This is a genomic window from Vibrio sp. EJY3, assembly GCF_000241385.1.
In the GTDB taxonomy this organism is placed as follows: Bacteria; Pseudomonadota; Gammaproteobacteria; order Enterobacterales; family Vibrionaceae; genus Vibrio; species Vibrio natriegens.
Genome location: NC_016613.1, coordinates 1,953,104 through 1,979,198, shown reverse-complemented (window position 1 = coordinate 1,979,198; position 26,095 = coordinate 1,953,104). Strand labels below are relative to the sequence as shown.

The window sequence follows — 26,095 nt, the reverse complement described above, 5'->3', positions numbered from 1 at the left end:
GGCTTGGGGACATTCTTGAACTAATTCTATGTTTCATGATCTATATAGAACCGACCCTTCGGGCACAGAAGCAATTCGGTCAAGCCCACCTCAATAACCTAAGACGCAAAGACTCGTTGCTCTAGCAGCCTCACTTGCCGAGCAACCTGGCGTACCAGTCTCGAAACTCATAATCTACTCTGCTGATATGGAAGGGGCTTATCGCTTTATCCGTAATGAGCAAATCAAAACAGAAGATATTGCAGAAGCTGGCTTTTATGTCACAGTACAAGAGACTTTAGTGTAACAAACGTCAGGCTCCGAAACGAAGATGGCTTCAAATCGAGTCTAATAGTGATTAGTCGCACAATTATTGGAGGGCGTTCAGTATTGTTGTTTTCTTGCTGATACTGCTTTCTGAAATGGGGCTCTATGCTCAGAGGCAATCAGCGTGCCATTATTTCGAAAAAGATAGTTTAAACAGCTTTCCTGCAAGAAAGCTGTATCTCTAGTTCTAATGCGATGTTTGAGGCGTTCAAGGAACCTAATTTGGTATTGTGGTGTTACGTGTATTTCTCTCAATCAGGGTTTTAAAATCAAGAATTTTTCTCTGATTTCTGAGCTTAGTCATGGCTTGAGCGTCATCCACTACACAAATCCCAGCGGCGGTGTTTTGACAAAATTTCGAAGCGAGGCAGCGCACCTCTATGACGGCGGCTTTATCGCGACGATGCGCTTGTAAAGTCAGGAGCGATTTCGATTCGTCATAATCAATAAACTCGTAGTCGCGGAACAGTAAAGCAAAACTCACCGCCGCTGCTTCGACGTCTGTAGCGGGAACGGTGGCGTAATGGCTTCGGGTGATAGGAACGGAGTGAATTGAGAAATCCTCATTGAGTAACACCGATAAATTTGGGTGCATGTCAGCAATATGGCCTTGAATGTAGTCTCTGCGTATATCTTGATAAAATTTCTGGTATTGGAAGTACGAGAGCGTAATGCCGTGGTTAATATCCCATTTGTTATCTCGCAGTAAATCGCTAAAACAATAATCATCAATCTTCAACAGTTGCTTGAAGTTGTCAAATCCACCCAACGTCCGTTGGATTTGTTTTTGGCTCAACCCACGTTCGAGCAGGTCAGTTTCATTGAGATACGGTTCAGTGCGTAATATCGTGGTGACCAGTTCAATTAGACCGATGTCCACGGCACTGATGCCTTGCATCAGAAGCGGTGCAAAGTAGTCTGAGTGGGAGTAAGCCAGACCGTCATCGAGTGCAGAAATGACGCTGAGGCGTATTGGGTTAGTCATCATCATGGTTAAACTCCTAATTAAGAGAAAAGGGGACGTATCAGTATTGGGGTAGTGTAATAGCCTCGATAGGTCAGCCAGCGGAAGTAAAAACGAATGGCGTCGATACGCTGTTTTTGCTCTTTGTGGCATATGTTCGATTGGCAGAGTGCCTTACGATATTGGCGAATGTCTCGCGTCTGTATGTATAACCTTCCATTGCTGTTGGAGTGGTTGCCATCAACGAAGCGTAAAAACTGATGAAGGTAGTCTGCAATCTGATTGAGCCTGAATCGAGACATCCCTGAATGCTCGCGCTCTTCCATCAATTCATTTAACCAGCTGAAGTATGGAAAACGAATGTCCTCTTCTGCAATGCTCAAGTCGAGAGGGGGCAAAGTTGGGAAATCGTCTGTTGACGGTTTGTGTTTGTACGCACGAATCACAGGAAAATGTTTAGCCATTAAATGGATTTGCACTAATAATTGCTGACTCAATGACAGAAAGTCGGGAAGGTCATGGGGGATGTTTTGGAAAAAGCATTTAGCTTGTAAGAACACTGCTTTCGCTCTGCTTATTGCATGTTGCGGTTCATCTGTTTTCAGTGCCACAAAATAATGAGACCTAGTGTGGCCTGAGATTCTTAAGGATAATGGCGGAGTGATTTTGACTTGATAAATGCCATGCTGATTGGTGGAGATATGATGGGCGCGAAGCTGGTGGTGTTGTTTTATTCCGATGTTTTCATTTTGGTGAGTCACGGTTTGGCGTCCCTTTCGACGTAAACGGTGCAGTGTTTGCATTTCACCAAAGCGTGGATGTTCGCTGATGGGTTTCACTTCTAATTGGCTTAAGTGGGTTTGATGTAAGTGTGAATGCGACATGGAGACTATCCTTCTTAGCTGAATTTAGGGTGCAGAAACCTGCACCCTAAACTGGTTGAGGGTGTCATAAGTGACGGTGAGTTAATTAGTTGGAGCTAAGCCGTTTAGGCTCAGCAGTAATATCTCAGGTAGAGGTGGGTTATCACGCGCTCCGTCTACACTCGGTACGGTACTGTCCTGCAATGGAATAGTATTTACCTGTCGATTCGACGATAAATTCACTCCAGTACTGATGAATCTCATATCGCTCATTGAGATACAACGCACTGTTGTATGAGGCACGAGTAGAATTTGCATCCAAATGAGCAAGACACATTTCGATGGCATCCACTTTGAAGTTAGTGCTCTCGTTGAGGTAGGTGCTTGCGATGCCTCGGAACCCATGGCTGACTAAGCGTCCTTTTAACGTGGTGAGATTTAATGATGAATTCACTGCATATGGGCTAATGTGTGGAAACTTAGTGTTCTGTTTATCAGATGGGAATACATACGCTTGGTCCCCCGAAATGGGCCTCATAAACGCCAATAAGCCAAGCGTGTACTGGTTCAGAGGAACGAGATGCTCACGCCCACCTTTAGTGTAAAACTTAGGCACCGTCCAAAGCTTCAACTTAAAGTCAATGTCACACCATCGCATCGCGGCGAGTTCAAACGCACGTGTCATCGTGTGCAGTTGCATTTCAAACGCGCAGCGAGTGACTAATTTCATATTGTGGTTTGACATGGTAGTCATTACCTCTGCTAACTCATTGGGAGGGACAGCAGGCATATGCGTTACTTTTGGTTTAACAAACTCATGTTTGATATATGCTAAGCAGTTACTATTGATGTAGTTTCTATTAAGAGCAAAATACATGACTTGATTAACAAAAGTACAAGCGCGTTTTACGTTTTCTAGTTGTCCTTTTGCTTGAAGTGGTTTGATGACTTCAATTACGGCGGTTGTGGTAATAAAGCTCAGCGGTATGTGGCCTAGCTTTGGGTATAAATGACGCTTCAAGAACAAGCGCTTTCGATGACTTGTTCTCACCTTATTCATAATGCGCTTGATTTCTTCTTCACCAAAATCTGTACCATTAATTTCTGCTTCCTTTTGAGCTTCTTCAAGTAACTTATTGCGAGTAGTCGTCTCTTTTCCTTCGTCTCGTTCAAGCATAAGCTCGGCAACCGACTCAAAGGTAAGCTCACTGACAATGGCACCGTCAAGTTTTTGCTTATCACGATAGATTTTCGGGTCAATGTTATTTGCCATCTGTTCACGAAGCTCTTCTGCTATTTTTCGGACTTTGGCGAGTGTTAGGTTAGGGTATGAACCAAGCCCGATTTTCTTGCGTTTTTTGGTGTTAGATTCTGTATAGATAAATAACCAGTTCTTTGAGCCATTATTACGTACTCTTAAGTAGAGGTTTCCTCCATCCGATAGTGTGTATTCTTTATCATTTGGTTCTGCTTTTTTAATTTGTGTGTCTGATAATTTATAGATAGCAGCCATGCTGTTACCCTCCTTTTCTTGTGTATGTCCCCTGAACTTATCAATCGATTTAGGGGTACGCAAGGGGGTACTAGAGCTGTGAGATGTAGTGAGAAATAATGATTATGAAAGAGTGTTATTCTATTTTAAATCAAGTGGTTAAGTTGTTGTATGAGAGTTGTTGAGACCTAGTGAGTCGTGTTTGGAGATTCTCAAGAGGGATTCGCAACGCGTGGCATTTTTACAATGCGTTGTTTTTAGTGATTAAGGTGGTTTGCAGCGGCTTTGGTATTGCGTTGCTCACCCCTTAGCAGGGCGTTATACGCAAAAGGAGACTGAGAAATAATATGTCATATTTACAAGAATTAAATGAAGCAATTGAAAGGTCAAAAAGGTTAGGGATCGCTGATAAAACATTTACACCTACTACTAATAGATATTATTCAGATGATAGGCTTGAAAATCTTATTGGTACCCTTAGCCATAAATACGGAGGTTTAAGGCCCTCGCACTTAATTGGCAAATGTTTACAAGTTCACTTCGACATTTTAAATGATGTTAAAGATATTTTCGGTGCTGAACCGTTGTTTACATTAGGTTATATCTACAGCGGAGAGCAGTATTTTTTCCAGTTCGATGAAAATGATGTTACAACGTGGCTCAATGAAAACATCGATAAAAATAATGTAAAAATTCATGCGTGGATAACTTTACCAAGCCTAGAGATCCTAGATCTTACTTTTCCGTTAACTTATGCAAAAGTAGCTGGTTTGGAAGAAAGTCCGATTGCAATAACTAAGCATGCAGACGAGTTTACTGGTGGTATGAAGTATCATCCAGTAATTGTAGGTGAAGAAGCTTTATTTAAATTAGGCGTAGTTGAAGCTTTAACAATTTGCGTATAACAAACTGTTTAAGAGTGATTCGCAACGCTTGGCATTTTTGCTATGCGTTGCGTTTAGTGTTTAAGGTAGTATGCGGGAGCTTTGGCATTGCGTTGCTCACACCTTAACAGGGCGTTATATGCCATTCGAGATTCATCAGTTCGATGAAGAATGAAGTTAAGACCTATATCTCAAACTACATATATCGACTGGTATATTGTTGTTGCCTTCAAAACCATATGAAGTAATCAAGGGGAAAGCGCATGAGCGAACAAAAGTGTACAGAGTGTAATGGCAGTGGTGTTGGCTCTGCTAATAGTGGTACTCAACAAGAATTTGAAGATAGTGGTTTTAGCTACGAACCGCTTGAGTGTCAGCATTGTGGTGGCTCTGGAATCGAACCTTAGCATACTATCAACGTTTGCGATTTAGGAAACCTGAAATCAGGCATATAACAATCAATTTAAGAGGGATTCTCAACGCTTAGCATTTTTGCTTCAACTTCAATTTTAGTGTTTATGGCACAATATTTTAGGTTGGGTGGCTGCGTTGTTCACCCCTTAATTGGGCGTTAGTACTGGATTGGCATCAACGGTAAAATTTTCGGAGTTTATCGGTTTCTTTTCCTAGCTTTACACCTGGTCAAATGTGCCTTTCACGTTCTTTCCGGTGGCACTATATGAGTTGTGTTCGCGTTGACTTCACCGTTTACGGTTTCTAACTTTCGGGCTATTTCTTTGGTGTGGTTTCTTTGATGCTGGTAAATTTTCGTCAACACGGAGTTTCTTTGGCGCTGTCGTTTAGTTCTGAGGCCCGTATCCTTTGTTAATTTGAAAACGATGAAAATAGGTCAGTTAAGCAAGTTTTTCTTCTAGCCAACTTGCGATTTGAGAGTGAGTTCTAGTTTGGCAGTTTTCCCTTTAGCTTCAGCATTTTAAGCCATAAGTTTCGATATCTTGGCATGTGCCAAATGTGCACGGGCAGGGTACTAACAAGTTGCTTAAGAGTGATTCGTAACGCGTGGCATTTTTGGTATGCGGTGTCTTTAGTGATTAAGGTATCGTGCGGTAGCTTTTGTATTGCGTTACTCACACCTTAGCAAAGCGTTAGCCTTCGTAGGAGAAATTTCGTGGATAATATTCCAAATACTTTTTTAACAAGAGCATCGGATATTCTTGGTGATACTACATCGGGTTTGTCTGGTTCAAACATCGTCAAAGCATTTAGCGGTTATGCGTATGATTTTGATGTTGAAATTCCCCATAGTATCTACCCATTTGATGCGCCAAATAAGAGAAGCGCATTGTTAGATAACTTAAAGGTTTTTGAGCCAGAGCTGCAATACAAAATTATAAGAGAGCTTTGTGAGCACCCTAAGCTACCTCAACCTGTAGCCGAAGATATTAATAACCTAAAAATTCAACTTATCGCGCGCTACAGTAGTGTTTTCGGTAATGTAGTCGATACGACTCTGAATCAGCCATTAGTCGAAGAGGTTAAGTCGTTTCTGTCTGACTTCCCAACTAGTGAGACTGTTTATCTAACAGCACTAACAAAGTTCAACAACAACGTTTTTGAACGTAACTTACTTGATGATTTACGTTTGTCTTTGGAGCTTCTCCTAAAAGAGGTATTTGGCAATGAAAAGTCACTAGAAAACCAAGTCCCTTCAATCGGACAGTTTATTAGCTCTAAAGGTGGATCAAAGCACTTTTCTAATATGTTTAGAACTTTGGTGGATTACTATACGAAGTATCAGAATGCATTTGTTAAGCACAATGATGCGGTAGTAGAGGAAGAGGTTGAGTTTATCTTTGAGATGACATCCTCTTTCATGAAACATTTAATCAAGATGCACCACAAAGGCTAACAAGAAATTTAAGAGTGATTCACAACGCTCGGCGCTTTCACTTCAAGCAAGTTTAGTGTTTATGGCACAATGCGTTAGGTAAGGTGGTAGCGTTGTTCACACCTTAATTTGGCGTTAGCCCAATCCGGTAAAAATGGAGATTAAGAGACGAATGGAAGTTGTATTTGTAAGGCATGGAGTGCCTGACTACTCGTTATCTGACGAGCGAAAAATGAGCCAGCTTGAAAAAGATTATGCTCCTTTACACCGAGAGCACATCCATGAGTTGCAAGCTGTTGCTCAAGAAATTCAACTCGAGAAAGCAGAAGTTATCATCTCTTCTCCGTATACAAGAGCACTACAAACTGCCGAAATCATTAATCGTACACTCGGTTTAGAACTCTTTGTTGAACATGACCTACGAGAGTGGCGAGCGGACTTGGATGGTGGTTATGTAGATCTTCAAGAACGAGATCGCCGTTGGCATGAGTATCGCGCTTCGCTGAAAAATAATGCGGAGCCCAATAATGTTCCGTATGAGTCTTGGATAGCGCTTAGAAATCGTGCAGAAAATGTGTTATCGAGGTACACGCATTATTCTAAGGTAATCGTCGTTTCGCATTTTAATGTGTTTGAAAGTTTGGCTGGCTACCAAGACAACGGTATTGGTTGTGGAAGCTATAGTTCGCTAACGTTGGGCAAATTGGGCTAACAAACAATTTAAGAGTGATTCCCCACGTTTGGCATTTTTGGTTTAGGTCAAGTTTAGTGTTTACGGCGTTCAGTTTAAGTGTCGTGGTCGCGTGGCTCACACCTTAATTGGGCGTTAGGTGCTTGGAGAAAATCATGAACTCAAAGGAAGTCGTCCTAGCTTTTTGGGATGCGATGAAAACAAATGACTTTGCCAAAGCAAGCGAGTGGCTTAGCCCAGACTTTGAGGGTTTCTGGCCGCAGTCTGGTGAACTTATTATTGGCCGAGACAACTTTACGGCTATCAATTCCTATTACCCAGCGAATGGTATTTGGGAGTTTACAATTCACTCTGTAGTTTGCGACGGTGAAACAGTTGTCACTGATGTATCAATTACAGATAGTGTCCAAAAAGCACGAGCTATAACTTTTCATACCGTTGAAAATGGCTTAATAAGTAAGCAAAAAGAGTTCTGGCCAGACCCAATGGAAGCACAGGCATGGCGGGCAAAATGGGTCAGATTAGTGCAAGATTAAGCTACGCACCTAACAAACAATTTAAGAGTGATTCGGCACGCGTGGCATTTTTCGTATGCATTGGCTTTAGTGGTTAAGGTGGTATGCGGCAACATCGGTATTGCGTGCCTCACACCTTAATTGGGCGTTAGAAGCCAACGAAAATCCACTTTAAAGTTATAGTGACTATTTAATATGTTGATATATAATGATTTTATATCATTCTATTCAAAGTTTGATATAGCCTTCTTTGTTGATGTGTAAAGTATGTTTACATAATTAACGGTAATTATAATCAATGTTATAAAGTGGTAAGAAATTGGATTACAAAAATATTGTAGTTAAGACCATTCAACTTCAGTTCAATACTAGCTCAAGCCGTGCCGAACAAGTCGTTGATAATCTTGCAACCAATTATGCGGTGGCAAATGCTTTGCCAATTAGCGATTTCTGGGCGTCAAATGGAGCGGTTTTTAAAAGAAAATTCGAATCCTATTTTGCGAAAGCTCACGTTGCTGGGCTTAACAGTGGACACCAAGATCTAAATCAACAATTAGATGTTTTTGAGAAAACGATGATTTCTTTATTCTAATTGCTTCACGATTGATCGTAACTAAAGCCTTACTTTTGTAACAGTAAGGCTTCTAACAATCTGTTTAAGAGTGATTCGTAACGCTTGGCATTTTTGCTATGCGTTGCGTTTAGTGTTTAAGGTGGTATGCGGGAGCTTCGGCATTGCGTTGCTCACACCTTAACAGGGCGTTAGTACTGGATTGGCATCAAAGGTTAAAAGTTTCTGTGTTTATTGGTTTCTTTTCCCAGATTTACACCTGATCAAATTTGCCTCTCACGTTCGCTCCGGTGGCACTAGATGTAAAGTTTTCGCTTTGATTTCATCGTTTACGGTTTTTAACTTTGGGGTTATTTCTCTGGTGTTGTTTCTTTGGTGTAGAGAAATTTTAGGTAAAAATGTGGTTCTTTGTCGCTGCTGTTCAGGTTCGAAGCCCGAATCCTTTGCTAATTTGAAAGCGGTGAAATAGGGCTGTTAGGCATGTTTTTCTTCTAGCTAACTTACGTCTCGAAGTTAGTTTTAAGTTTGGCAGCTGTCCGTTTTGCTTACGTGTTTTAAACCATATTTTAGTGCTATATTTCAAAATCTTGGCATGTACCAAAGGCTTTCAGGGCAGCGTACTAACAAACAGTTCAAGTGGGATTCAGCACGCGTGGCATTTTTAGTATGCGGTGGTTTTGTGTTGAAGTGCAATGCGGCAGCTTAGGTATTGCGTGCTTCACCCCTTAACTGGGCGTTATGTGATTGGAGTGGAGTAACATGGAAAAATTAGCGCATGAAATTTGGATATTTAATGGTGAACCTGTTCAGTTCTTAGGTTTGCCTTTTTCCACTCGAATGACGGTTGTTAGACTTTCTAGTGGAGATCTATGGGTTCATAGTCCAATCAAATTATCTGAGTCAATTGCAGAGCAAATTGACAGTTTAGGTTCTGTTAAATATCTAATTGCCCCTAATCATCTACACCACTTGTTCTTATCTGAATGGATTGCGGCTTATCCAAACGCAGAAGTTTATGGGACAAAAGAGGTGATAAAAAAGCGTAGCGATATTTCTTTTCATACATCTCTGAATAACCCGCAAAGTTATGCTTGGGAGTCTGACATTGAACAAGAATTGTTTTCTGGTTCTCCGTTAATGGAAGAATGTGTGTTTTACCATAGCAGTTCAAGTACGTTAATTGTTACTGACCTGGTTGAGAACTTTTTAGGTAAAGACTTTAACTACTGGCAACGGGTTGTGGCGAAAGGTGTTGGTATACTTGCCCCTAATGGGAAAATGCCTTTGGATTGGCGTTTAAGCTTCATGTTTGGTAAAGCGGACGCTAGGAAACACCTCAATAGGTTGTTGTCTTGGAACCCGCAAATATTGGTTATGGCTCACGGTGAAATCGTCAATGAAAATGCAGACAAATTCTTACAGAAGTCTTTCAAATGGTTAGTATGAGAAACCTTTGAGAAAATCACATAACAAAGCATTTAAGAGGGATTCACAACGCTTGGCAGTTTTGGTTTGAATTAGCTTAAGTGTTTACAGCACAATGGTTTAGTTTGGGGGGAATGCGTTGTTCACCCCTTAATGCGGCGTTATGCTCCAGAAACCTCATAGAATCACGGTTCTCATGTTGGCTAAAAAGCGTGTGTCAAAAATTTGAATTGATCATAAAGGATTAACTAGAGTGTATTTTTCAAAAACAAACATTGTTTACTTAATCATTTTTTTGGTCGGGTTTGTATGTGTTTACACTTATGTAAATATAGCCAGTGACTGTGTCACGGAAATCAGTACAACAGAGTGGGTAGATGATGAGGGAGTAAAACATATGATAAGTTCGTCGCAAAGAGAATGTGATATTTTCTAACCAGTAACTGACGTTGTCTAAACACTAAGAAAGGACTAGCCCTTAACCCATTTCCAGCAAAAGATGCTAAAGGTTTTAAGAAGTACATAAATTCATCAGAAGACCTGAAGTTTCATGCAAGAAGTTAATCTTGTTTTATTGTTTTGGTTTTAGCGTCGGGAGCATAACAAGGCGTTTAAGACGGATTCTCAACGCTTGGCATTTCTAGTTTGAATCAATTTTAGTGTTTACGGCACAATAAGTTAAGTTCGGTGGTGGCGTTGTTCACCACTTAACGCGGCGTTAGTACTGGATGGGCATCAAAGGTTAAAAGTTTCGGTGTTTATTGGTTTCGCTTCTTCGCTTTACACCTGAACAATTGTGCCTTTCACGTTCTTTCCGGTGGCACTATATGAGTTGTGTTCGCGTTGATTTTATCGTTTACGGCTTCTAACTTTCGGGCTATTTCTTTGGTGTGGTTTCTTTGATGCTGGTAAATTTTCATCAACACTGAGTTTCTTTGGCGCTGCCGCATCAGTTTCGAAGCCCGTATCCTTTGTTAATTTGAAAACGGTGAAAATAGGTCAGTTAAGCAAGTTTTTCTTATCGCCAACTTGCGTTTTGAGATTGAGTTCTAGTTTAGCAGTTGTCCCTTTAGCTTCAGCGTTTTAAGCCAGGATTTTCGTGCTATATTTCAATATCTTGGCGCGTGCCAAAGGATTTAGGGGCAGCGTACTAACAAACAATTCAAGAGGGATTCGTAACGAGTGGCATTTTTACTATGCGTTAATTTTAGTGATTAAGGTGGTTTGCAGGGGCTTTGGTGTTGCGTTACTCACCCCTTAATTGGGCGTTAGGGCTTATCGGAACTATTAGCAGTAGAGTGAGAAATAAATATGACTGATATTCTGTCATCAATTAGTACAGCGTTGTCTTTGACATCAAGGCTTCGCGAAATAAGTAAAAGCATAGAAGATGCAGAGTTTAAAAACTTATTGGCTGATTTGAGCTTAGAGTTAGCTGATGCGAAATTGAAAATCGCTGACCTTACATCCGAAAATGCAGAGTTAAGGGAGCAAATTTCCTAGTTAACGAGTGCTACAGGTGAACTTTGCCCAAAATGTAATAAGCGCACCTACGAATTAATCTCATCTGCTCCGGATGAAGTTTTTGGGGACTTAGGTGCGGTAAAAAGAGTTTATAAGTGCTCTGGTTGTCAGTTCTCTGAATCAAAAGTAGTTTCGCCCTAACAAACTGTTTAAGAGTGATTCGCAACGCGTGGCATTTTCACTATGCGTTGCGTTTAGTGTTTAAGGAGGTATGCGGGAGCTTAGGCATTGCGTTGCTCACACCTTAACAGGGCGTTATGTTTCCGTGCCTTTGAGCTCCTAAACTTAATGAATATAGTTGTCTATACTTGTTTTCATGATGCTCAGATGATAACGAGGTTAGGACAAATGTATAAGAAACTATTAATAGCTTACTTACTATTTTTCACGTTCAGTGTAAATGCATTGAACAAAGAAGATATGTCCGCTGTTGAAAGCACTGTGAAAAATCTTTGCCAAATATCGGATGGCGGCACCTCCGAATCCATTCAAGTCGGGGGGGAGGGCGATGTTAAAGTCAGAGTAGGTGCACTAGGCTTGGGATCTGTTAAAGGTAGCGTAGATTTTACTAAGCGCGAATGGAATGGTGTTCAACAAGTACTAAGGGAGCATCAAGCTCAAGATAGTAAAGATTATCGTGCATGTGTTAGATCTTTAACCCCTATTTTCCTAGAAAAATATAAACCTGAGCCAATAGTCAAAACATATAATATCAAAGTTAAAACTTTTCCAACTCGAGCTAATCAAGTCTCTGGAGTGACTCTTGAATTGTATGTTAACGATGATTATATCGACGAGATCAGTAATCTGAGAGGTACGCAGCGCGTTACAATTGGCGAGCTGCCAAAAGGTGAGCATGAGTTCATATTTGCAAATGTTAATGGGTACTTTGTTGATGGATTTGGAAATTATCAGAGACACCCTCAATTTTCTGATATGGAGTGCAATGGTGAATTTTACGTGAATAGAAATAAGACTTATCAATTGCAGGTTTATGTAGATAATTTTGGTAACCTCCGCTGTGGGTTAGAGTAAAGAAACATAACAAACGCTTTAAGACGGATTCGCAACGCGTGGCATTTTCACTATGCGTTGATTTTTGTGTTTAAGATGGTTGTAGCAACATCGGTATTGCGTTGCTCACCACTTAAGCGGGCGTTAGCAATATTTGGAGAGTTAAATGGAAAAACGAAATTTGAAAGACGAACTGTTTAGGTTTGTCGAAACTACGAAAAAACATAAGAATGAGGTGATTTTAGAAGCAGAAAGGTTCCTTTCGAATAAGCAACCAGCAGATGAGACCAATATAGAGTGGGGAAATGGAGACCTAGTCTTTATGTATCTGAACGATGTTTCATCACCAGTTTTAGTGCTTGAAAATGGCAATGAAACAACAGTTTGTAAAGAGTTGTCTAATGTCCTTGAAGTTTTAGAAATATACTATGACATGTCTAGTACAGAATTATTATCAAGCAAGGTTAAGTTCTCTTTTCTAGCTAAAGACGATTTACTCAAACTACGTCAAAGTACAGAAGATATTATCGAGTACTTCTCACCTTTCCTAAATAGCAAACCAAATCACGACTACCTTGTGCTTAATGGTAAAAGAAACCAAGCATGGAGGGAGACTTGGCAATAATAATATTGCTAACAAACTGTTCAAGAGGGATTCGCAACGCGTGGCATTTTTACTATGCGTTGTTTTTAGTGATTAAGGTGGTATGCGGCGGCTTTGGTATTGCGTTGCTCACCCCTTAACAGGGCGTTAGTACTGGATTGGCATCAACGGTAAAAATTTCGGTGTTTATCGGTTTCGTTTCCTAACTTTACACCTGGTCAAATGTGCCTTTCACGTTCTTTCCGGTGGCACTATATGAGTTGTGTTCGCGTTGATTTTATCGTTAACGGTTTCTAACTTTCCGGCTATTTCTTTGTTGTGGTTTCTTTGATGCTGGTAAATTTTCGTCAACACTGAGTTTCTTTGGCGCAGCCGTTCAGTTCTAAAGCCCGTATCCTTTGTTAATTTGAAAACGGCGAAGATAGGGCCGTTAAGCAAGTTTTTCTTCTCGCCAACTTGCGTTTTGAGATTGAGTTCAAGTTTGGTAGTTGTCTGTTTGGCTTCAACGTTTTAAGCCAAAAGTTTCATGCTATATTTCAATACCTTGGAGTGTGCCAAAGGATTTAGGGGCAGTGTGCTAACAAACAATTCAAGAGGAATTCGTAACGCGTGGCATTTTTACTATGCGTCAGTTTTAGTGATTAAGGCGGTATGCGGCGGCTTTGGTATTGCGTTGCCACACCTTAACGCAGCGTTAGAAATTACATGGAGAATTTATTATGGATGCAAGGTATGTGGATTATTTCCAAGCCTATGCAAGTACACTGTCTGAATCTCAACTTGCTGAGATTGGAGAGTTAGAAACTACTTACTTTTGTGACGATGAATACAATACAAATGAGTGCGCTCGTCTTGTCTCTATTGGTCAAAAACGTGCAACTTGCAGCCTCAAAGAAGCGTACCGTATTGAAGGTGAGGAGTTTCCTAAAGTTGGGCAGTACCAAATCGTGCTTGACTGGGAAAAGAACCCGGTTTGCATAGTAAAAATAACTAATGTGGACTTTTGTCCCTTTGGACAGGTTAGTCGAGAATTCGCTGAATCTGAGGGGGAAGGAGATGGCACCTATGAGTGGTGGTATAAAGCACATAACGACTTCTTCACTAGAGACTGTAAATCAGCTTATGGTTTAGAATTCAACGACTCAACAGAGTTGGTTCTTGTAACGTTTGAGTTAGTGCACAAGTAATTTCTAACAAAGCGTTTAAGACGGATTCGCAACGCTCGGCGGTTTTGGTTTGATTTGGCTTTTGTGTTTACGGTGTAATAATTGAATTTTGTGGTAGCGTTGCTCATCCCTTAATTGGGCGTTAAGTGCAATCAGCGAGAGTTACATCAAAAAGTAGGTAAGTATGAGTATTAATATAAAGTGGGATGGTGATTGTCGTTTTAAAGTGTCAACTGAAGGAGGCTTTACGTTTAATGTTGACGCTACAAGTGAGAAAGCCCCTTGTCCAACAGAAGTTCTATTGTCGGCTTTAGGTTCATGTAGTGCTACGGATGTCGTCTTGTTACTACAAGATCAAGGTTTTGAAGTTAAAGGCCTAGAAAATACGGTTACTTTCGCCCTAACGGAATCAGAACCTCGTTTATATAAATCGGCAAACTTACACTTTACAGTAAATGGCAGCGGTTTTAAGGAATCTGACATTTTGCGAGCAGCTCAAGATGCGGTGGAAAAGCATTGTCATGTTTGTCTTATGCTGAGTCCCACGATCGATATCACTTTTTCAGCGGAAGTGGGCAAAAATTGCACTTAACAAAGCGTTTAAGAGTGATTCACAACGCTTGGCATTTTCAGTTTTAATCTGCTTTAGTGTTTCCAGCACAATAGCCTAGGTTAGGTGGTAGCGTGGTTCACACCTTAATTAGGCGTTATATTTAAGGAGTAAGTTTTGCCTCATTGTATTATTGAGCATTCATCATCTATCGAACCGGTAGACTTGAATCAGAAAGTGTTTCTGGGTGCTTTAGAGTCGAATTTGTTTGAGTCAGATGGTAGCGATATAAAGGTTAGAAGTATTGCATATGAAAACTATCAAACAGGCTCCGCTAAAGAAGACTTTATTCACGTAACTTTGCGTATTCTTTCTGGTCGTAATGAACAAGACAAGTTGCTTTTGTCTAATAGTGTCATGTCCAGGCTGAAATCAATCCAGTTGGTTAGTGCTTCATTAACAGTAGAGGTTGTCGATATAGACCGAAACAGTTATGCCAAGCAGATAGTTTAAATATAACAAACTGTTTAAGAGGGATTCGCAACGCGTGGCATTTTTACTATGCGTTGCTTTAAGTGAATGAGTTGGTTTGCCGCAGCTCAGGTATTGCGTCGTTCACCCCTAAATAGAACGTTATATTTCACAAGTTACCCTTAAAGCCTCGAATCTGATCAGTCCGTTGCTTTTGTCCATTACTTTTGGGAGGGAAAGTCTGTACAAATCGGCAGCAATGCAACCTACGACTGAATAGCTTGGTGATCAGAAATGTATGATGCCCATTTTGTCCGTAAATGGCACATTTCAAAAAAGAGGTTGTTACTCAACACGGCACCTTTTGTGATTAAAATCACTACAGACGGCCAGGATGATTTGATCTGCTTCGCGTTATCTTCATCAGAACTAATACAAGTTAATAAAACATTTATTGTTTCACCACAAGAGAAACGTTGTTTCAGGTTTCCTTTGTTCTTTTGTCAGAATAAATGTGGAGTTGAAGTTGAAGAAGTTCAAATTATCGGTAATTACCGCATCGGTGCTAGCCATTACTGGATGTAATGGAATAATCAAAGAAGTCGAAAGTCAACATGCTTCCGAAGTTCAATCTCAGGCAGCCAATGAGTTCGAGCTGGTGCGCCAGAATATGCTGAGTGGTTTTGTTGAGCGCCAAACCGACATAGCCGCTAAACAACAGAAATCAGTGTCGGAACTAGCGCAAGAGTATGCTGACAGCATGGCCGCGGATGGCAGTTGGGAAGATATTGAATATGCCGACGAAGATCCAACTGGTTGGCAAGCCGGAGATCACCTAAGACGCCTGCGGATGATCGGCGCCGCTTTCGTGCAATCAAATTATGCCGATTTGGCGGATGCCGCTATCCGTGGATTGACCTATTGGCATCAACAAGATTTCAAAACCGGTTGGTGGTGGGCAGACATTGGTCAGCCTCAATTCCTGGGTGAAGTTGCTCTGATGTTGGGTGACCTTCTGCCGATGGAGCAGCGCTTTCAAACCGCGATGATCATGTCAGATACTCCAGGAGTCCGTAAGAGTGATAATGCTGAGACAACTGGCGGTAACCGCAGTGACATCAACCTGGTCGTAATCTACCGCGGCCTGCTGATCCATAGCAAATCTCTGGTTGGCGCCGCAGTAAAAGACATGGAAAATACCGTCAAACTCACCAATGGCGAAGGCATCCAGGCGGATTACTCTTTCCACCAACACGGCGCTCAATTGTACAGCGCAGGCTATGGCGAAGTCTGGTTTGGCGCAACCTTGCGAGTCGCCTATATGGTCCGCGATACCGAATGGCGGTTTAGCCAAGAGAAGGCCGATATTCTCACCAACTTCTTCCTGGATGGCTGGCGCTGGATGAAGCGCGGCAGCCGTCTGGACTACAACACCTGGGGACGCGGTATCAGCCGTAGCAAACCAGAACTGACTCCTCTGGCTGAGTTACCGCCGTTAAAACCAAGCAATAATATCACCCAGATGGATATGGTGGCTGCATTAACTCCTCAACGTGCGGCTGAAGCGATGGCCTTTAAAGCGCACGTTACAGGTGCCAGACATGGCGAACCTTCGGGATTGAATGGCTTTAAACACTTCTGGCGCAGTGACTACTCCACCAAAATGGCCGATGGTCACTTCTTCGGCATTCGTATGAACTCCCAGCGAACCTACCCTAATGAAAGTGGTAACGGTGAAAACCTGTTGGGCTATTGGCTGGGCTTCGGCAGCACATTCCTGGAACAGCGCGGCGACGAATACCACAACATTTTCCCAGTATGGAACTGGAAGTTGGTGCCGGGCGTAACCGCGCCTGAATATGAAGGCTTGCCGGATGACTGGGGTAAGGTTGAACAGCCGGAAGTTGCTTTCGTGGGTGGCGTGTCTAACGGCAATTATGGCGTAACAACCATGGATATGAACCTGGATACCAGTCCAGCCAAAGGTGATGCATTCAACACTAAAGCGAAGAAATCATGGTTCAGCTTTAAAAACGAGATAGTTGCGTTAGGCGCAGGCATCTCTTCAACATCCGCTGAAAATGTGAACACTACTCTCAACCAGACCCTGCTCAACGGTAAGGTGACGGTTGATGGTCTGGAAGTTGAAAACGGTGTACGTGAGATCAGCTCTGCCAACTGGGTGCACCATGATGGCGTAGGTTATATATTCCCGCAAAACGGCGAACGCCACCTATCCAATCAGGCGCAGAAAGGTAACTGGAAACGGATCCGCAGTGGATCTTCCGCCAATGAAGTCTCTAAGGATGTCTTCACCCTGCATATCAGCCACGGTGTGAAGCCAAGTGACGCCGACTACCAGTACATTATTGTGCCTGAGCTGACCGCAGAGCAGACGGCGTCCTATCAGCAGATGATGCCAGTGACCGTACTGCAGAACAGCACCAGCGTGCAGGCCGTGCGTAATTCCGATCTTAAGATCACTGGTGTCGTTTTCCATCAGGCCGGCAGCGTAGTGATCAGCGACGATCTTACGGTTTCTGTAGATAAACCGAGCGTATTGTTGGTAGATGAAAGTGGCGCTGAACCGATTGTAACCTTATCCACTCCTGGTTTGTCTTACGCCGAAGTTAAGCTGACGCTGGACTCTAAAGCCAAGGGCGAAGCGGTAACTCGCATGGTGATGACACACGGCAAAACTGCGGAACAAGGTAACAGCGTAACCTTCCCGTTCTACCAAGGTGCGGAGAAGATAAACCAAGCTTTCAGGGATGAAATCAAGCAAGCAGAAGAAGAAGCAAGAGCCGCAGCTGAAGCCCAAGCCGCAGTTGTTGCCAAAGCGGAAGCTGCAGCCAAAGAGGCATCTGAAGCCCAAACAAAAGCTGATGCAGAAGCCAGAGCTAAGGCCAAGCAAGATCTGGCAGCTGGCGGACTAGAGCTGAAAGTGACTCAGGACGCTTATGTGCGCGGTGGTAATCAGGCTGACAAATTCGACGGTATTGCTTGGGGGTTCATGGGGGTAGAAAATCACTACAATAACCCGGCACTGGATCATATAAGTATTCTTCGCTTTGATACAAACGGCCTGATGGGCTTAAAAGCGACTTCCGCCAAATTAAAGTTGCATATCCGAGGTGTTGACACCCGTCCAGACAAAACTGGCGGTAACAAGGATACCCGCTTGCAGGCCTTTGCTGCAGACGCCGGCGACTGGGTTGAAAAAGAAAGCATCACTTGGAATACTTTACCTTCCACCGACGGTGCCACAGCATCTGGCATTACCACAGCCAGCCATGGTCAAAGCCAGAAATGGATTGAGCTGGATGTAACTGATATCGTCAACAAATTGGACAGCAAGCGTTCACTGGATCTGGTTCTGGTTAATATCGACGAGAAAGGTCAAGGCGGTTATGTCGGTTTATCTACCAAAGAGCACAGTGGCGGTAAATATACCCCTCAGCTGCTAATCCAAGGTGAATTGGAAGAGCCGGTGAAATAAGTTCTTAAGGAGGAACTGCCGAAGAGTGGAGTGAACAGAGCATCAGTCTGACAATTGATGCTCTGTCTTATGCAGCTGATACATCAGGGTCTTCGTATGGTGGCCTGCGGTCAAAAACATTCGCTGATATTACAAGCAGCTAAGTCGTAACAGGGCTGATGGCATAGTCTACTGGAATGGACGCGGCTGTGATGTTGATGTTTCAGGGGTACTCATTTTTGGGTTAAGTTTTGATAATGTAGCTATGCGGCGCTTTAACACAGTGGTTGCTTTTAAAGGTCAAATATGGATATTTACCCGGAAATAGAATTATCGAGAGAGCAGCATTCTGAGATTCAGTCTTTGCGAAACCAGTCGTTTCCTGAAGATCAAGTGGCACGCTCTTATTACAAGCAACTTCCTCACATGAGAGCCCTGAAATATAAAGGTAATCAACTTGTTGGTTACATGGGCTTAGACTATCGAGTGATAGCCGTGGGAGAAGAAACCTACAAAGTCTTAGGTGTGATCGATTTTTGTATCGACAGCGCTCATCAAGGTAAAGGTATTGGCTCTTCAATGTTATCTCAGCTTGCAGATTATGCTTCTACTAAAGATGTCGATTTCATAATCTTAATATCTGATCTGCATAGCTTTTATACACAAAATGGATATCAGCGTGTTGATACGCTCAGTTCATGGTTGCGACTATCTGAACACAGAAATTATGGTGTCGCAGTGGAGCGAGTGAATGATTTGTATATAAAGTCAATGAGTGGAAAAACTTGGGCAGTTGGACACATGGACTGGTTAGGATATATGTACTAGTTGTATTTAACGTGGCTGCAGCGGCTTCAGTATTGTTTTGGAGTTTAGAAACTGAGTTTCTTACAGGGAGTTTTATGTTTAGAGTTGTGTATGAGTGGCGTGTACCAATCGAGAAAATGGACGAGTTTCAAGATGCCTGGCGTTCGGCGACCGAATCAATCCACCATTCAGTAGAAGGTGCGCTCGGTAGCTTTATGCTCCATTCCTATGATAAGCCTGAAAAGGTTCTCACTGTTGCCAAATGGCAAACGCGCGAAAATTGGGAACGGTTCTGGGAAAATCGCAATCCAGAAAAAATGCAGAAGATGCGTGAAATTGCTGAACGTATCTCCGTTGAAGCATTCGACGAAATTGAAGATAGAACTAAATAGTGTCAGCGACACATTGAGAGTATTAAGCGTGCTAAAGAAACTATAGCTAATCATGGCAAGGCGTTTCAATAGGTTGTCTCAAGCACAGTAGAGGCGCAAAGGGGGTAACCTTTGAGCCTCTTGCGTTATTAAGCAAAGCCCAACAACTCGATAGTCGCTGTGCGTCACAATGATTAAATCCAGTGTCTATCTCTACTATTGCCCCCGACCATCAAACATCACCACAATGGTTTTGGTAATGATGCTCATATCCATACTGAGCCAAGACTTCATCGAGCATAGAGAAAGCGCGTAACTGTGGTCATAGCCGACTTTTCTTCGCACGTCATCAATGCAAGTATCGTAACCCTGATTGACTTGCGCTAATCCGGTAATGCCCGGCATCACGCCATAGGTTCTATCAGCGAAATAAGGGATCGCACTCTCCAGTTTGCTATAGAAACTAGGGCGTTCAGGTCGTGGACCTATCAGTGACATGTCACCTTTAACTACGTTAAAAAGTTGTGGGATTTCATCCAAACGAGTCTTACGTAAAAATCGTCCAACTGGCGTGATTCTTGGGTCATTTTCCGTCGCCCAAACGGCCCCTGTATGTTGTTCTGCATCCTGGTACATAGTGCGAAATTTAATGATTTCGAAAAACATCATTTTCTCTGGTGTAGATTTACCGACTCGAAGCTGTTTATAAAACACAGGGCCCGAAGAGGAGAGTTTGATTGCTATCGCGATAAAAGGCATTACTGGTGACAGAAGCAGTAAACCAAACAGCGCGCCGAACAAATCAAAGAGACGTTTTGCAAACCAAATTGAAATATGTGCGGATACGTTGCTCATAGTACATCTCCTTTTTGGCCTACACGAGACCACTTTCCTGATTCAAGACCAAATAGGTATCGCATACCACCGATGAAATTTGCGCAATGACCAGCAACGATGTAAAGCAGTAGCTTGCAGGCTTTGTGACAAAATATATGTGGTAGGTGATAAATCACAATCGCCAGTGAATAGATCGCGATTTGAGTGACCAGTGCAGCCATGAAAAATGGGTTGTCCATCATGGCGATAGAACTAACAAAACAAAATAGAAGTAGGTAAGGGGTCATGAGCCGTAACCCTTTGCCGGAAAAGAATGCAAATGCGACACCTCTGTACTTCGGTAAGAACATCTCACAAAGCTGGATTGCCTGCTGCATGTTGCCAGCAGAGATACGCAGTCTTCGGCTAAAGTCATCTTTCTCGTTGGTGGCTTCCATCTCCAGAGCAACCATCTCAGGCTCATATTCAGCAATATATCCCTGACGTACGATCGACATAGGAATTATAAAGTCATCATTGATTGTATTGGCACTCATAGATTCAAACAGGTGCGTGCGGAATAGGTAAAATGCGCCATGTGCTCCAAGCGTTGAGCCAAGTGAGGCTTCACGCATCTTAAGCTGACTTTGGTATTTCCAGTAACTGGCTTCCCCTGCATTACCCGGCTTAAACAATTGATAGTGTCCATTGACGACGCCGACTTTACTGTCCTGAAAATGTGTATTTGCAATCCATAGCGCATCAATGGAAATAAGGGCGGAAACGTCGCTCAAGGCCGTAATATCACTGGTGATGGTTTTCATCTGTTCATTTATCAGGGCAACTTTGCCACGATTGGTTTTAAATGCCCGGATTTCAAAATGTGTATCGGAACAAATTGCTTCTTGGATGGTTTGTTCTGCAATACTCACTGTCTTATCGGTACAGCCATCACATGCGATAATGACTTTGTACTTATTTTTTGGGTAATCAAGCGCAGATAGGTTGCGAATTTTGTCCGCTATCCACTGCTCTTCGTTGTAGGCAGGTACGAAGATAGTGATGGTTGAACATCCCCGATCGCTTTTGATACTTCTATATCCACGCGTTTTATGGCTGCGCGCTTTGTAAGGATGATTTTTAGAGTACCAAGACAGTAGAACAGGGTAGCCAACGTGGTGATAGATAACCAACACGAAACTGATAATAAACAGTGTGGTAAGTAGTAAATCAATCATGCGCTTTTCTCCTCAGCTAATATTTCGTATGCACGCATCATGTCCCTGATGTCGTTATGCTTTAAGACAAACTGTCTTGGGGATGCTTTTACTGGTTTGTTTAAGGCGGTTTTTACACTGGCGGCCAACTGTTGTGAGTTTTCACTTTCAAACAACACTCCGGTACTCGGGCAAAGGGTTTCTTTTGTTGCACCAACGTCGCTTGCTAAAGTGACAATGTCACATGCTTGAGCCTCTAAAGTTGAGAGCGGGAAACCTTCACGACGTGAGGGCAAACAGAATAAGTCCAGCGTTTGATAAAACCGCGTCATGTCATCAACTAGACCAAGAAAGGTTACTCGACTGCTTAACCCAAGTTGCTGCACTTGCTGATCTAATTTGATACGTTGGCTACCATCCCCAGCGATAACTAGCTGTATATGATTAGGGAGTAATGCCATCGCGTTGATCAAAATGTCGTGGCCTTTGACTTGTTCTAATCGACCTGCCGTACCAATAATGGTGCTTTGCACAGGCAGTCCAAAAAGCTGACGGGCAAGGTGCTTGGAGCCAGTGGCGAATTTCTCGCAGTCGATACCGTTTTTGATCACCCTGACATCCTGATAATCAAAATGTTGATGAATTCGTTGTTTTACCAGGAGTGCGTCGGCAACAACGCAGGGTTTAGCGATTTTTAGTGCCAGGTTTTGTAAAGCGCGGTGCTTTTGGTCTGATAGATGCCATGCATCGTGTTCGGTATGAATTCGAGCTTTTACCCCGGCCAAGCGAGCAGCAACGGAGCCGTAAAGAATCGGACCAATATGATGAGTATGAACAACGCTTGGCTTTAACGTGAAAAACAGTTTAACAAGTTGTATCAGCGTCTTAACGCTATAGCCTGACGGCTTGTTAAGAAAGATTAATTGGTTTTCAACCGACTTCAGTTTTGACCATTTCAATACTGCTTCTTGTTTTGTACCTTCCAAACTAACAATGAGTACTTTCTGGTGTGGGGACGAAAACGCCAGCATGTTGAGTGCGAGCGCCTCTAATCCACCAGGGGAAAGGTGCTGAACCACGTGAATAATCGTTTTGGACTTTGTGCTCATACTCGCTCCTAACGGATGTTTAGCTCTGAACTAGTAATAGCATTATGTGTGCCAGATTTATTATCTAATTAATACAATGGTTTACGAGTTTTTCGTCGTATTTCTCAAGCTGAAAGTCAATTTGAAAATCGTTATGATTAATACGGCTTTATTCTTGGGATGTGCGTGAGTACAGGCGCATGTGTAATGGCTTCGATCTCTTCTTTGCGTCTGATCGATGAATCAAACAGCTCGATCAATAACGCAACACCGGCACCTAAACCAATCCCTGCCACCAATCCCGCAATGACAAATACAATCGCCGGAAGATTCGCCGGGCGACTAGGGGTATAGGGAAGGTCAATAATTTTGACGCGTTTGTTTTGCTCGAAAACCCCTAAAGAACCAGTGAGCTGAGCCATTTCGTAACGTTGAATTAATTCATCATAGAGTTGACGCTTAATTTCAGCATTGCGAACTAAACGATGCATGGTTTTCGCGTTATCACCGAATCGATTGGCTTCTTGCTCCAGGCTGGAAATCATTTCTTTTAAACTCTTTGTTTCTTCTGTGAGCGATTCATAACGACCTCGCACGAGTTGCAAGCTTTGTAGCTGGGTGACGAGTAAAGGTTGAATCTCTCCAAGATCTTTTAATTTATTGCTGCTGGCAATATCCCAAAGCTGATCGCTACTGATATTAGGTTGCTCCATTTTCAATAATAAGGCGCGTTCATTTTCTAAACGGCGTAACTCGCGTTCTTTGCCTTGAACAGCACTATGACTCTCAGTGTATTTCGCTTTGAGAAGAGTCAGTTCGCTACGAATCTCGATGATCTGATCTTCAATTTTTCCGACCACGGGGTTGGTTTTAGATAGTTGTTGATCGAGAGAACCCAGGCTCTTTTCAACCCCAGCGAGTTCGGCTTTTTTCTCTGCGTAGCTTTGTTTCAGAGAGGCCAGGCGACCTAGCGACTGACTTTGCATTTCTGGCGTTACCGATGCAAAGCGATTCTTAAAATCAGCCAGTTCGTTTTCCGCAATGTCGAGTTCCTGTCTGCGTTTCTCAATATGAATAGCGAGAAATTCTGACGAGTCCTGAATGGATGAACGCTCTGGTGCGAGAAGCTGCTCGATAAAATGCTCACTGATAGACTCTAATAACTCTTTCATACCGTCCGGGCGGGGAGCGGTCAGTGAGATTTTAAGAAAGTCTTTGCCCGGTTGAGTGATCGTTAAACTGTTTGAAAGCTGATTGATGATGTAATCACGCTTGGCTGGTGGCATAGAGTCGTTAATAAGCTGATGCTCATTCGCCACCGCAGTAAGTACATGGCGACTTTTCAGTAGCGTACTCAAGGCATTTAGACGTTCTTTTAGCATGGTTGAGACCGCGATATCTTCCAGAAACGGATTCATCTTCGCGGTTTCCTGAATCAGCATTGACGTATGCGACACGTAGTTAGTCGGTGCAATTTTGCCAATAAAGTATCCAACGAATGGAAGGATAAGAATCGGTATGACAATCACATACCGTTGTCGCCATGCTGAATTGAGTATGACGATAAATCTCCGTTTTAGCTCGTTCATAATGACTCCAACATACAGTTCAATTTAAGCGTACGTGCATCCCAACTTTCGTTGATGACTGACTTTTGTCGCTCAGAGGTTGATTCACGATCTAACTGATTTAATGCCTCAGTGAATTGCTCGCAATCAGTTACGGTTGAAACCAAGGCTTTGTAAGGCGATAACGCGGGAAAAGGAGTAGTAATGACGGGACAGCCTGCCGCAAAGTATTCCAGCAATTTTAAAGGGCTGCATGAAGCAATTTGTCCGTTGGATTTAAACGGAAGTAAACTCACATCCCAATGTTGACTGTAACCGGGTAAGTCGCGATGTGGCTTAGGGCCAAGGTAGTGCACATTCGCCAGTTTCGGTAGCGGATAGTTTGGGAGTTCAATTGGGCCGATAAACACAAATTGCCAGCTAGGGTTCGCGAGGCAAACTTGCTCGATGAGTTCGTAATCTAGCCAGTTAGACAGGCTGCCATAAAACCCAGCAATCTTGTGATTTGGAGAAGGTAAATCCGTGGCACGCTGGCTTGGCTGACTAAAGAGTGAGGTATCTACGCCATGGGGAAAGTAGTGAGTTTTGGTCTGTGGAAATTTCGCTAGCAAGGGTGCACTGGCTGCGAGAATCAGGTCCGCGTGCTCCACGAGTTTGTCTTCGTGCTGTTTGACCACCTTATGATCGACACCGGCAAGCGATGAGAAATCGTCTCCGCAATAGTAAACCACCGATGACTCACCGAGAGTTCCACATAAATCGGCTGCAGTCGGAAGTGAAGTCCATAAAATTGGTTTGTGCAGCTGAAGCCTCTCGATAACGGGTTTCAGCTGAAGACGCATCAAGGTTTTGGCGATATAACGCGCGAATGCTGACTTAGGAGCAGGAAGTGTTTTAAGGTTGATCACCGTAATATTTACGTGATGCTCTCGCTGGTCGGTGTAACCACCTTTACTTTTACCCACAAGCTTACTGCAAGCACGTTTAACATCGTGCATATTTAACTTGGGTTGACGGAGTCCTATCGAGTTAACCCAAAGTACCTTGCGTTGTTTTGCTAACCGGGTAACCAGATGTTGTGTACTCGATGGTAAGCCACCAAAATCTTCACCAAAAACAATAAGATCTCGCATAGTGAACTCCTTAGTGATTAAGTGAACGTATCACTCTGGCAGGATTACCAGCAGCAACTACAAAAGCAGGCAGGTCTTTAGTGACCACACTACCAGCACCCACGATGGTCCCTTCGCCAATCGTGACATTGGGGCAAACCGTGACGTTTGTTCCTAGCCATACGTCCTTTGCAAGTACGATATCTCCAACATCGCATTCGAGATCGCCAAAGCCTTTCGCTCTTAAATCAGCGTCAAGTGAGTGGCCAGAATACCCAAACAGAAAGGCGCGACCGGCAATTCGAACATTGTCACCAATTTCAATTCGTCTCCCAATCGCAAAAGTACTCTGCCAACCGATATCGACGTTACTGCCAACAATCAGTTGTGGATCACTGGATTGGGGTCTGGCGCTAAACGTTGTTTGACCAGAGATGCGGCAATCGTCTCCAAGAGTGATGGAAAGTGGCCCGGAAACAAAAGGCACACCACCAAAGAGATAAAGTCCTGGACCATACTGAGAAAGTCGTCCTTTAAAGGCGGGGGTATGGATAAATACCCTAACCACGTTGCTCCAAATGGAGGTACTCGCTGAATAAACGGTGCGAACCGTCTTGTTCATCCACATCGGTGTAGGAAGATCACATGCACGAATCGATTTCAAAATGAGAAACAATTTGCGATATGAAGGGTTTTCGTGGTGTTGTAACCATACTTTGAAGTCATTTAACTGCTGAGCCAACATGATA

At 42.9% G+C, this 26,095-nt stretch carries 25 protein-coding genes and 1 pseudogene; 17 read left to right on the top strand and 9 right to left on the bottom strand.

Features of this window, described 5'->3' with window-relative positions; genetic code table 11:
- Window positions 1-35: 35 nt before the first annotated feature.
- Window positions 36-274: pseudogene (locus VEJY3_RS24695) on the top strand (transposase DNA-binding-containing protein); the annotation flags it as partial.
- 249 nt (window positions 275-523) lie between these two features.
- Here the strand turns inward: VEJY3_RS24695 and VEJY3_RS08990 are convergent.
- The 3 genes from VEJY3_RS08990 to VEJY3_RS08980 all read right to left on the bottom strand — a co-directional run bounded on the left by VEJY3_RS08990 (window position 524) and on the right by VEJY3_RS08980 (window position 3,646).
- A complete protein-coding gene (locus VEJY3_RS08990) occupies window positions 524-1,297 on the bottom strand; it encodes a hypothetical protein (RefSeq protein WP_014232147.1) in 774 nt (257 codons plus the stop codon).
- 14 nt (window positions 1,298-1,311) lie between these two features.
- Window positions 1,312-2,154, bottom strand: a complete 843-nt coding sequence (locus VEJY3_RS08985) for a hypothetical protein (RefSeq protein WP_014232146.1) — start codon at window positions 2,152-2,154, stop codon at window positions 1,312-1,314.
- 142 nt (window positions 2,155-2,296) lie between these two features.
- A complete protein-coding gene (locus VEJY3_RS08980) occupies window positions 2,297-3,646 on the bottom strand; it encodes an integrase arm-type DNA-binding domain-containing protein (protein WP_014232145.1) in 1,350 nt (449 codons plus the stop codon).
- A gap of 326 nt (window positions 3,647-3,972) precedes the next feature.
- Here VEJY3_RS08980 and VEJY3_RS08975 point away from each other — a divergent pair, with 326 nt between their 5' ends.
- The 16 genes from VEJY3_RS08975 (at window position 3,973) to VEJY3_RS08900 (ending at window position 19,566) form a co-directional block, all read left to right on the top strand.
- Window positions 3,973-4,530, top strand: a complete 558-nt coding sequence (locus tag VEJY3_RS08975; RefSeq protein ID WP_014232143.1) for a hypothetical protein — start codon at window positions 3,973-3,975, stop codon at window positions 4,528-4,530.
- A gap of 242 nt (window positions 4,531-4,772) precedes the next feature.
- Entirely contained in the window at window positions 4,773-4,916 is a 144-nt protein-coding gene (locus tag VEJY3_RS25835) for a hypothetical protein (protein ID WP_014232142.1), read from the top strand.
- Between the two features lie 722 nt (window positions 4,917-5,638).
- Entirely contained in the window at window positions 5,639-6,379 is a 741-nt protein-coding gene (locus VEJY3_RS08970) for a hypothetical protein (RefSeq protein WP_014232140.1), read from the top strand.
- Window positions 6,380-6,530: 151 nt separating this feature from the next.
- Window positions 6,531-7,070, top strand: coding sequence for a histidine phosphatase family protein (locus tag VEJY3_RS08965; protein ID WP_014232139.1), 540 nt, complete (start codon window positions 6,531-6,533; stop codon window positions 7,068-7,070).
- Between the two features lie 134 nt (window positions 7,071-7,204).
- Entirely contained in the window at window positions 7,205-7,585 is a 381-nt protein-coding gene (locus VEJY3_RS08960) for a nuclear transport factor 2 family protein (protein WP_014232138.1), read from the top strand.
- 298 nt (window positions 7,586-7,883) lie between these two features.
- Window positions 7,884-8,156 (top strand): hypothetical protein, encoded by a 273-nt coding sequence (locus VEJY3_RS08955; RefSeq protein WP_014232137.1) that lies wholly within the window; start codon window positions 7,884-7,886, stop codon window positions 8,154-8,156.
- A gap of 738 nt (window positions 8,157-8,894) precedes the next feature.
- Complete coding sequence (locus VEJY3_RS08950) at window positions 8,895-9,581, top strand: DUF4336 domain-containing protein (protein WP_014232136.1); 687 nt, start codon at window positions 8,895-8,897, stop codon at window positions 9,579-9,581.
- A 1,290-nt stretch (window positions 9,582-10,871) separates the two neighbouring features.
- Complete coding sequence (locus VEJY3_RS08945; RefSeq protein ID WP_014232134.1) at window positions 10,872-11,063, top strand: hypothetical protein; 192 nt, start codon at window positions 10,872-10,874, stop codon at window positions 11,061-11,063.
- Window positions 11,064-11,432: 369 nt separating this feature from the next.
- Window positions 11,433-12,119, top strand: coding sequence for a hypothetical protein (locus VEJY3_RS24475; RefSeq protein WP_014232132.1), 687 nt, complete (start codon window positions 11,433-11,435; stop codon window positions 12,117-12,119).
- Between the two features lie 145 nt (window positions 12,120-12,264).
- Complete coding sequence (locus tag VEJY3_RS08935) at window positions 12,265-12,723, top strand: hypothetical protein (protein WP_014232131.1); 459 nt, start codon at window positions 12,265-12,267, stop codon at window positions 12,721-12,723.
- Window positions 12,724-13,421: 698 nt separating this feature from the next.
- Window positions 13,422-13,889 (top strand): ASCH domain-containing protein, encoded by a 468-nt coding sequence (locus VEJY3_RS08930; RefSeq protein WP_014232129.1) that lies wholly within the window; start codon window positions 13,422-13,424, stop codon window positions 13,887-13,889.
- A 163-nt stretch (window positions 13,890-14,052) separates the two neighbouring features.
- Window positions 14,053-14,460: an OsmC family protein gene (locus tag VEJY3_RS08925; protein ID WP_014232128.1), complete on the top strand. Its 408-nt coding sequence runs from the start codon at window positions 14,053-14,055 to the stop codon at window positions 14,458-14,460.
- A gap of 135 nt (window positions 14,461-14,595) precedes the next feature.
- A complete protein-coding gene (locus VEJY3_RS08920; RefSeq protein ID WP_014232127.1) occupies window positions 14,596-14,931 on the top strand; it encodes a 5-carboxymethyl-2-hydroxymuconate Delta-isomerase in 336 nt (111 codons plus the stop codon).
- 484 nt (window positions 14,932-15,415) lie between these two features.
- Entirely contained in the window at window positions 15,416-18,388 is a 2,973-nt protein-coding gene (locus tag VEJY3_RS08910) for a polysaccharide lyase family 8 super-sandwich domain-containing protein (protein ID WP_237708162.1), read from the top strand.
- 285 nt (window positions 18,389-18,673) lie between these two features.
- On the top strand, window positions 18,674-19,195 hold the full coding sequence (locus VEJY3_RS08905; protein ID WP_014232124.1) for a GNAT family N-acetyltransferase: 522 nt from the start codon (window positions 18,674-18,676) through the stop codon (window positions 19,193-19,195).
- Between the two features lie 74 nt (window positions 19,196-19,269).
- A complete protein-coding gene (locus tag VEJY3_RS08900) occupies window positions 19,270-19,566 on the top strand; it encodes an antibiotic biosynthesis monooxygenase (protein WP_041170233.1) in 297 nt (98 codons plus the stop codon).
- Window positions 19,567-19,761: 195 nt separating this feature from the next.
- Here VEJY3_RS08900 and VEJY3_RS08895 read toward each other — a convergent pair whose 3' ends face one another.
- The 6 genes from VEJY3_RS08895 to VEJY3_RS08870 all read right to left on the bottom strand — a co-directional run bounded on the left by VEJY3_RS08895 (window position 19,762) and on the right by VEJY3_RS08870 (window position 26,091).
- Window positions 19,762-20,400 carry a sugar transferase gene (locus VEJY3_RS08895; protein ID WP_014232122.1) on the bottom strand — a complete coding sequence of 213 codons (639 nt, stop codon included), beginning with the start codon at window positions 20,398-20,400 and terminating at the stop codon, window positions 19,762-19,764.
- Window positions 20,397-21,599, bottom strand: a complete 1,203-nt coding sequence (locus VEJY3_RS08890) for a glycosyltransferase family 2 protein (protein ID WP_014232121.1) — start codon at window positions 21,597-21,599, stop codon at window positions 20,397-20,399. Before VEJY3_RS08890 ends, VEJY3_RS08895 begins: the two co-directional genes overlap by 4 nt.
- Window positions 21,596-22,687, bottom strand: a complete 1,092-nt coding sequence (locus VEJY3_RS08885; protein WP_014232120.1) for a glycosyltransferase — start codon at window positions 22,685-22,687, stop codon at window positions 21,596-21,598. The genes VEJY3_RS08890 and VEJY3_RS08885 overlap by 4 nt, the downstream gene beginning before the upstream one ends.
- Window positions 22,688-22,824: 137 nt before the next feature.
- Entirely contained in the window at window positions 22,825-24,255 is a 1,431-nt protein-coding gene (locus VEJY3_RS08880) for a chain-length determining protein (RefSeq protein ID WP_014232119.1), read from the bottom strand.
- A complete protein-coding gene (locus VEJY3_RS08875; RefSeq protein ID WP_014232118.1) occupies window positions 24,252-25,367 on the bottom strand; it encodes a glycosyltransferase in 1,116 nt (371 codons plus the stop codon). The genes VEJY3_RS08880 and VEJY3_RS08875 overlap by 4 nt, the downstream gene beginning before the upstream one ends.
- 10 nt (window positions 25,368-25,377) lie before the next feature.
- On the bottom strand, window positions 25,378-26,091 hold the full coding sequence (locus VEJY3_RS08870) for an acyltransferase (protein WP_014232117.1): 714 nt from the start codon (window positions 26,089-26,091) through the stop codon (window positions 25,378-25,380).
- Window positions 26,092-26,095 lie beyond the last annotated feature (4 nt).

What these genes read in the sequence shown, in the direction of transcription:
- VEJY3_RS08990 (WP_014232147.1), bottom strand. Translation starts at nt 1,297, where the DNA reads ATGATGATGACTAACCCAATACGCCTCAGCGTCATTTCTGCACTCGAT.
- VEJY3_RS08985 (WP_014232146.1), bottom strand. Translation starts at nt 2,154, where the DNA reads ATGTCGCATTCACACTTACATCAAACCCACTTAAGCCAATTAGAAGTG.
- VEJY3_RS08980 (WP_014232145.1), bottom strand. Translation starts at nt 3,646, where the DNA reads ATGGCTGCTATCTATAAATTATCAGACACACAAATTAAAAAAGCAGAA.
- VEJY3_RS08975 (WP_014232143.1), top strand. Translation starts at nt 3,973, where the DNA reads ATGTCATATTTACAAGAATTAAATGAAGCAATTGAAAGGTCAAAAAGG.
- VEJY3_RS25835 (WP_014232142.1), top strand. Translation starts at nt 4,773, where the DNA reads ATGAGCGAACAAAAGTGTACAGAGTGTAATGGCAGTGGTGTTGGCTCT.
- VEJY3_RS08965 (WP_014232139.1), top strand. Translation starts at nt 6,531, where the DNA reads ATGGAAGTTGTATTTGTAAGGCATGGAGTGCCTGACTACTCGTTATCT.
- VEJY3_RS08960 (WP_014232138.1), top strand. Translation starts at nt 7,205, where the DNA reads ATGAACTCAAAGGAAGTCGTCCTAGCTTTTTGGGATGCGATGAAAACA.
- VEJY3_RS08950 (WP_014232136.1), top strand. Translation starts at nt 8,895, where the DNA reads ATGGAAAAATTAGCGCATGAAATTTGGATATTTAATGGTGAACCTGTT.
- VEJY3_RS08945 (WP_014232134.1), top strand. Translation starts at nt 10,872, where the DNA reads ATGACTGATATTCTGTCATCAATTAGTACAGCGTTGTCTTTGACATCA.
- VEJY3_RS24475 (WP_014232132.1), top strand. Translation starts at nt 11,433, where the DNA reads ATGTATAAGAAACTATTAATAGCTTACTTACTATTTTTCACGTTCAGT.
- VEJY3_RS08935 (WP_014232131.1), top strand. Translation starts at nt 12,265, where the DNA reads ATGGAAAAACGAAATTTGAAAGACGAACTGTTTAGGTTTGTCGAAACT.
- VEJY3_RS08930 (WP_014232129.1), top strand. Translation starts at nt 13,422, where the DNA reads ATGGATGCAAGGTATGTGGATTATTTCCAAGCCTATGCAAGTACACTG.
- VEJY3_RS08925 (WP_014232128.1), top strand. Translation starts at nt 14,053, where the DNA reads ATGAGTATTAATATAAAGTGGGATGGTGATTGTCGTTTTAAAGTGTCA.
- VEJY3_RS08905 (WP_014232124.1), top strand. Translation starts at nt 18,674, where the DNA reads ATGGATATTTACCCGGAAATAGAATTATCGAGAGAGCAGCATTCTGAG.
- VEJY3_RS08900 (WP_041170233.1), top strand. Translation starts at nt 19,270, where the DNA reads ATGTTTAGAGTTGTGTATGAGTGGCGTGTACCAATCGAGAAAATGGAC.
- VEJY3_RS08895 (WP_014232122.1), bottom strand. Translation starts at nt 20,400, where the DNA reads ATGAGCAACGTATCCGCACATATTTCAATTTGGTTTGCAAAACGTCTC.
- VEJY3_RS08890 (WP_014232121.1), bottom strand. Translation starts at nt 21,599, where the DNA reads ATGATTGATTTACTACTTACCACACTGTTTATTATCAGTTTCGTGTTG.
- VEJY3_RS08885 (WP_014232120.1), bottom strand. Translation starts at nt 22,687, where the DNA reads ATGAGCACAAAGTCCAAAACGATTATTCACGTGGTTCAGCACCTTTCC.
- VEJY3_RS08880 (WP_014232119.1), bottom strand. Translation starts at nt 24,255, where the DNA reads ATGAACGAGCTAAAACGGAGATTTATCGTCATACTCAATTCAGCATGG.
- VEJY3_RS08875 (WP_014232118.1), bottom strand. Translation starts at nt 25,367, where the DNA reads ATGCGAGATCTTATTGTTTTTGGTGAAGATTTTGGTGGCTTACCATCG.
- VEJY3_RS08870 (WP_014232117.1), bottom strand. Translation starts at nt 26,091, where the DNA reads ATGTTGGCTCAGCAGTTAAATGACTTCAAAGTATGGTTACAACACCAC.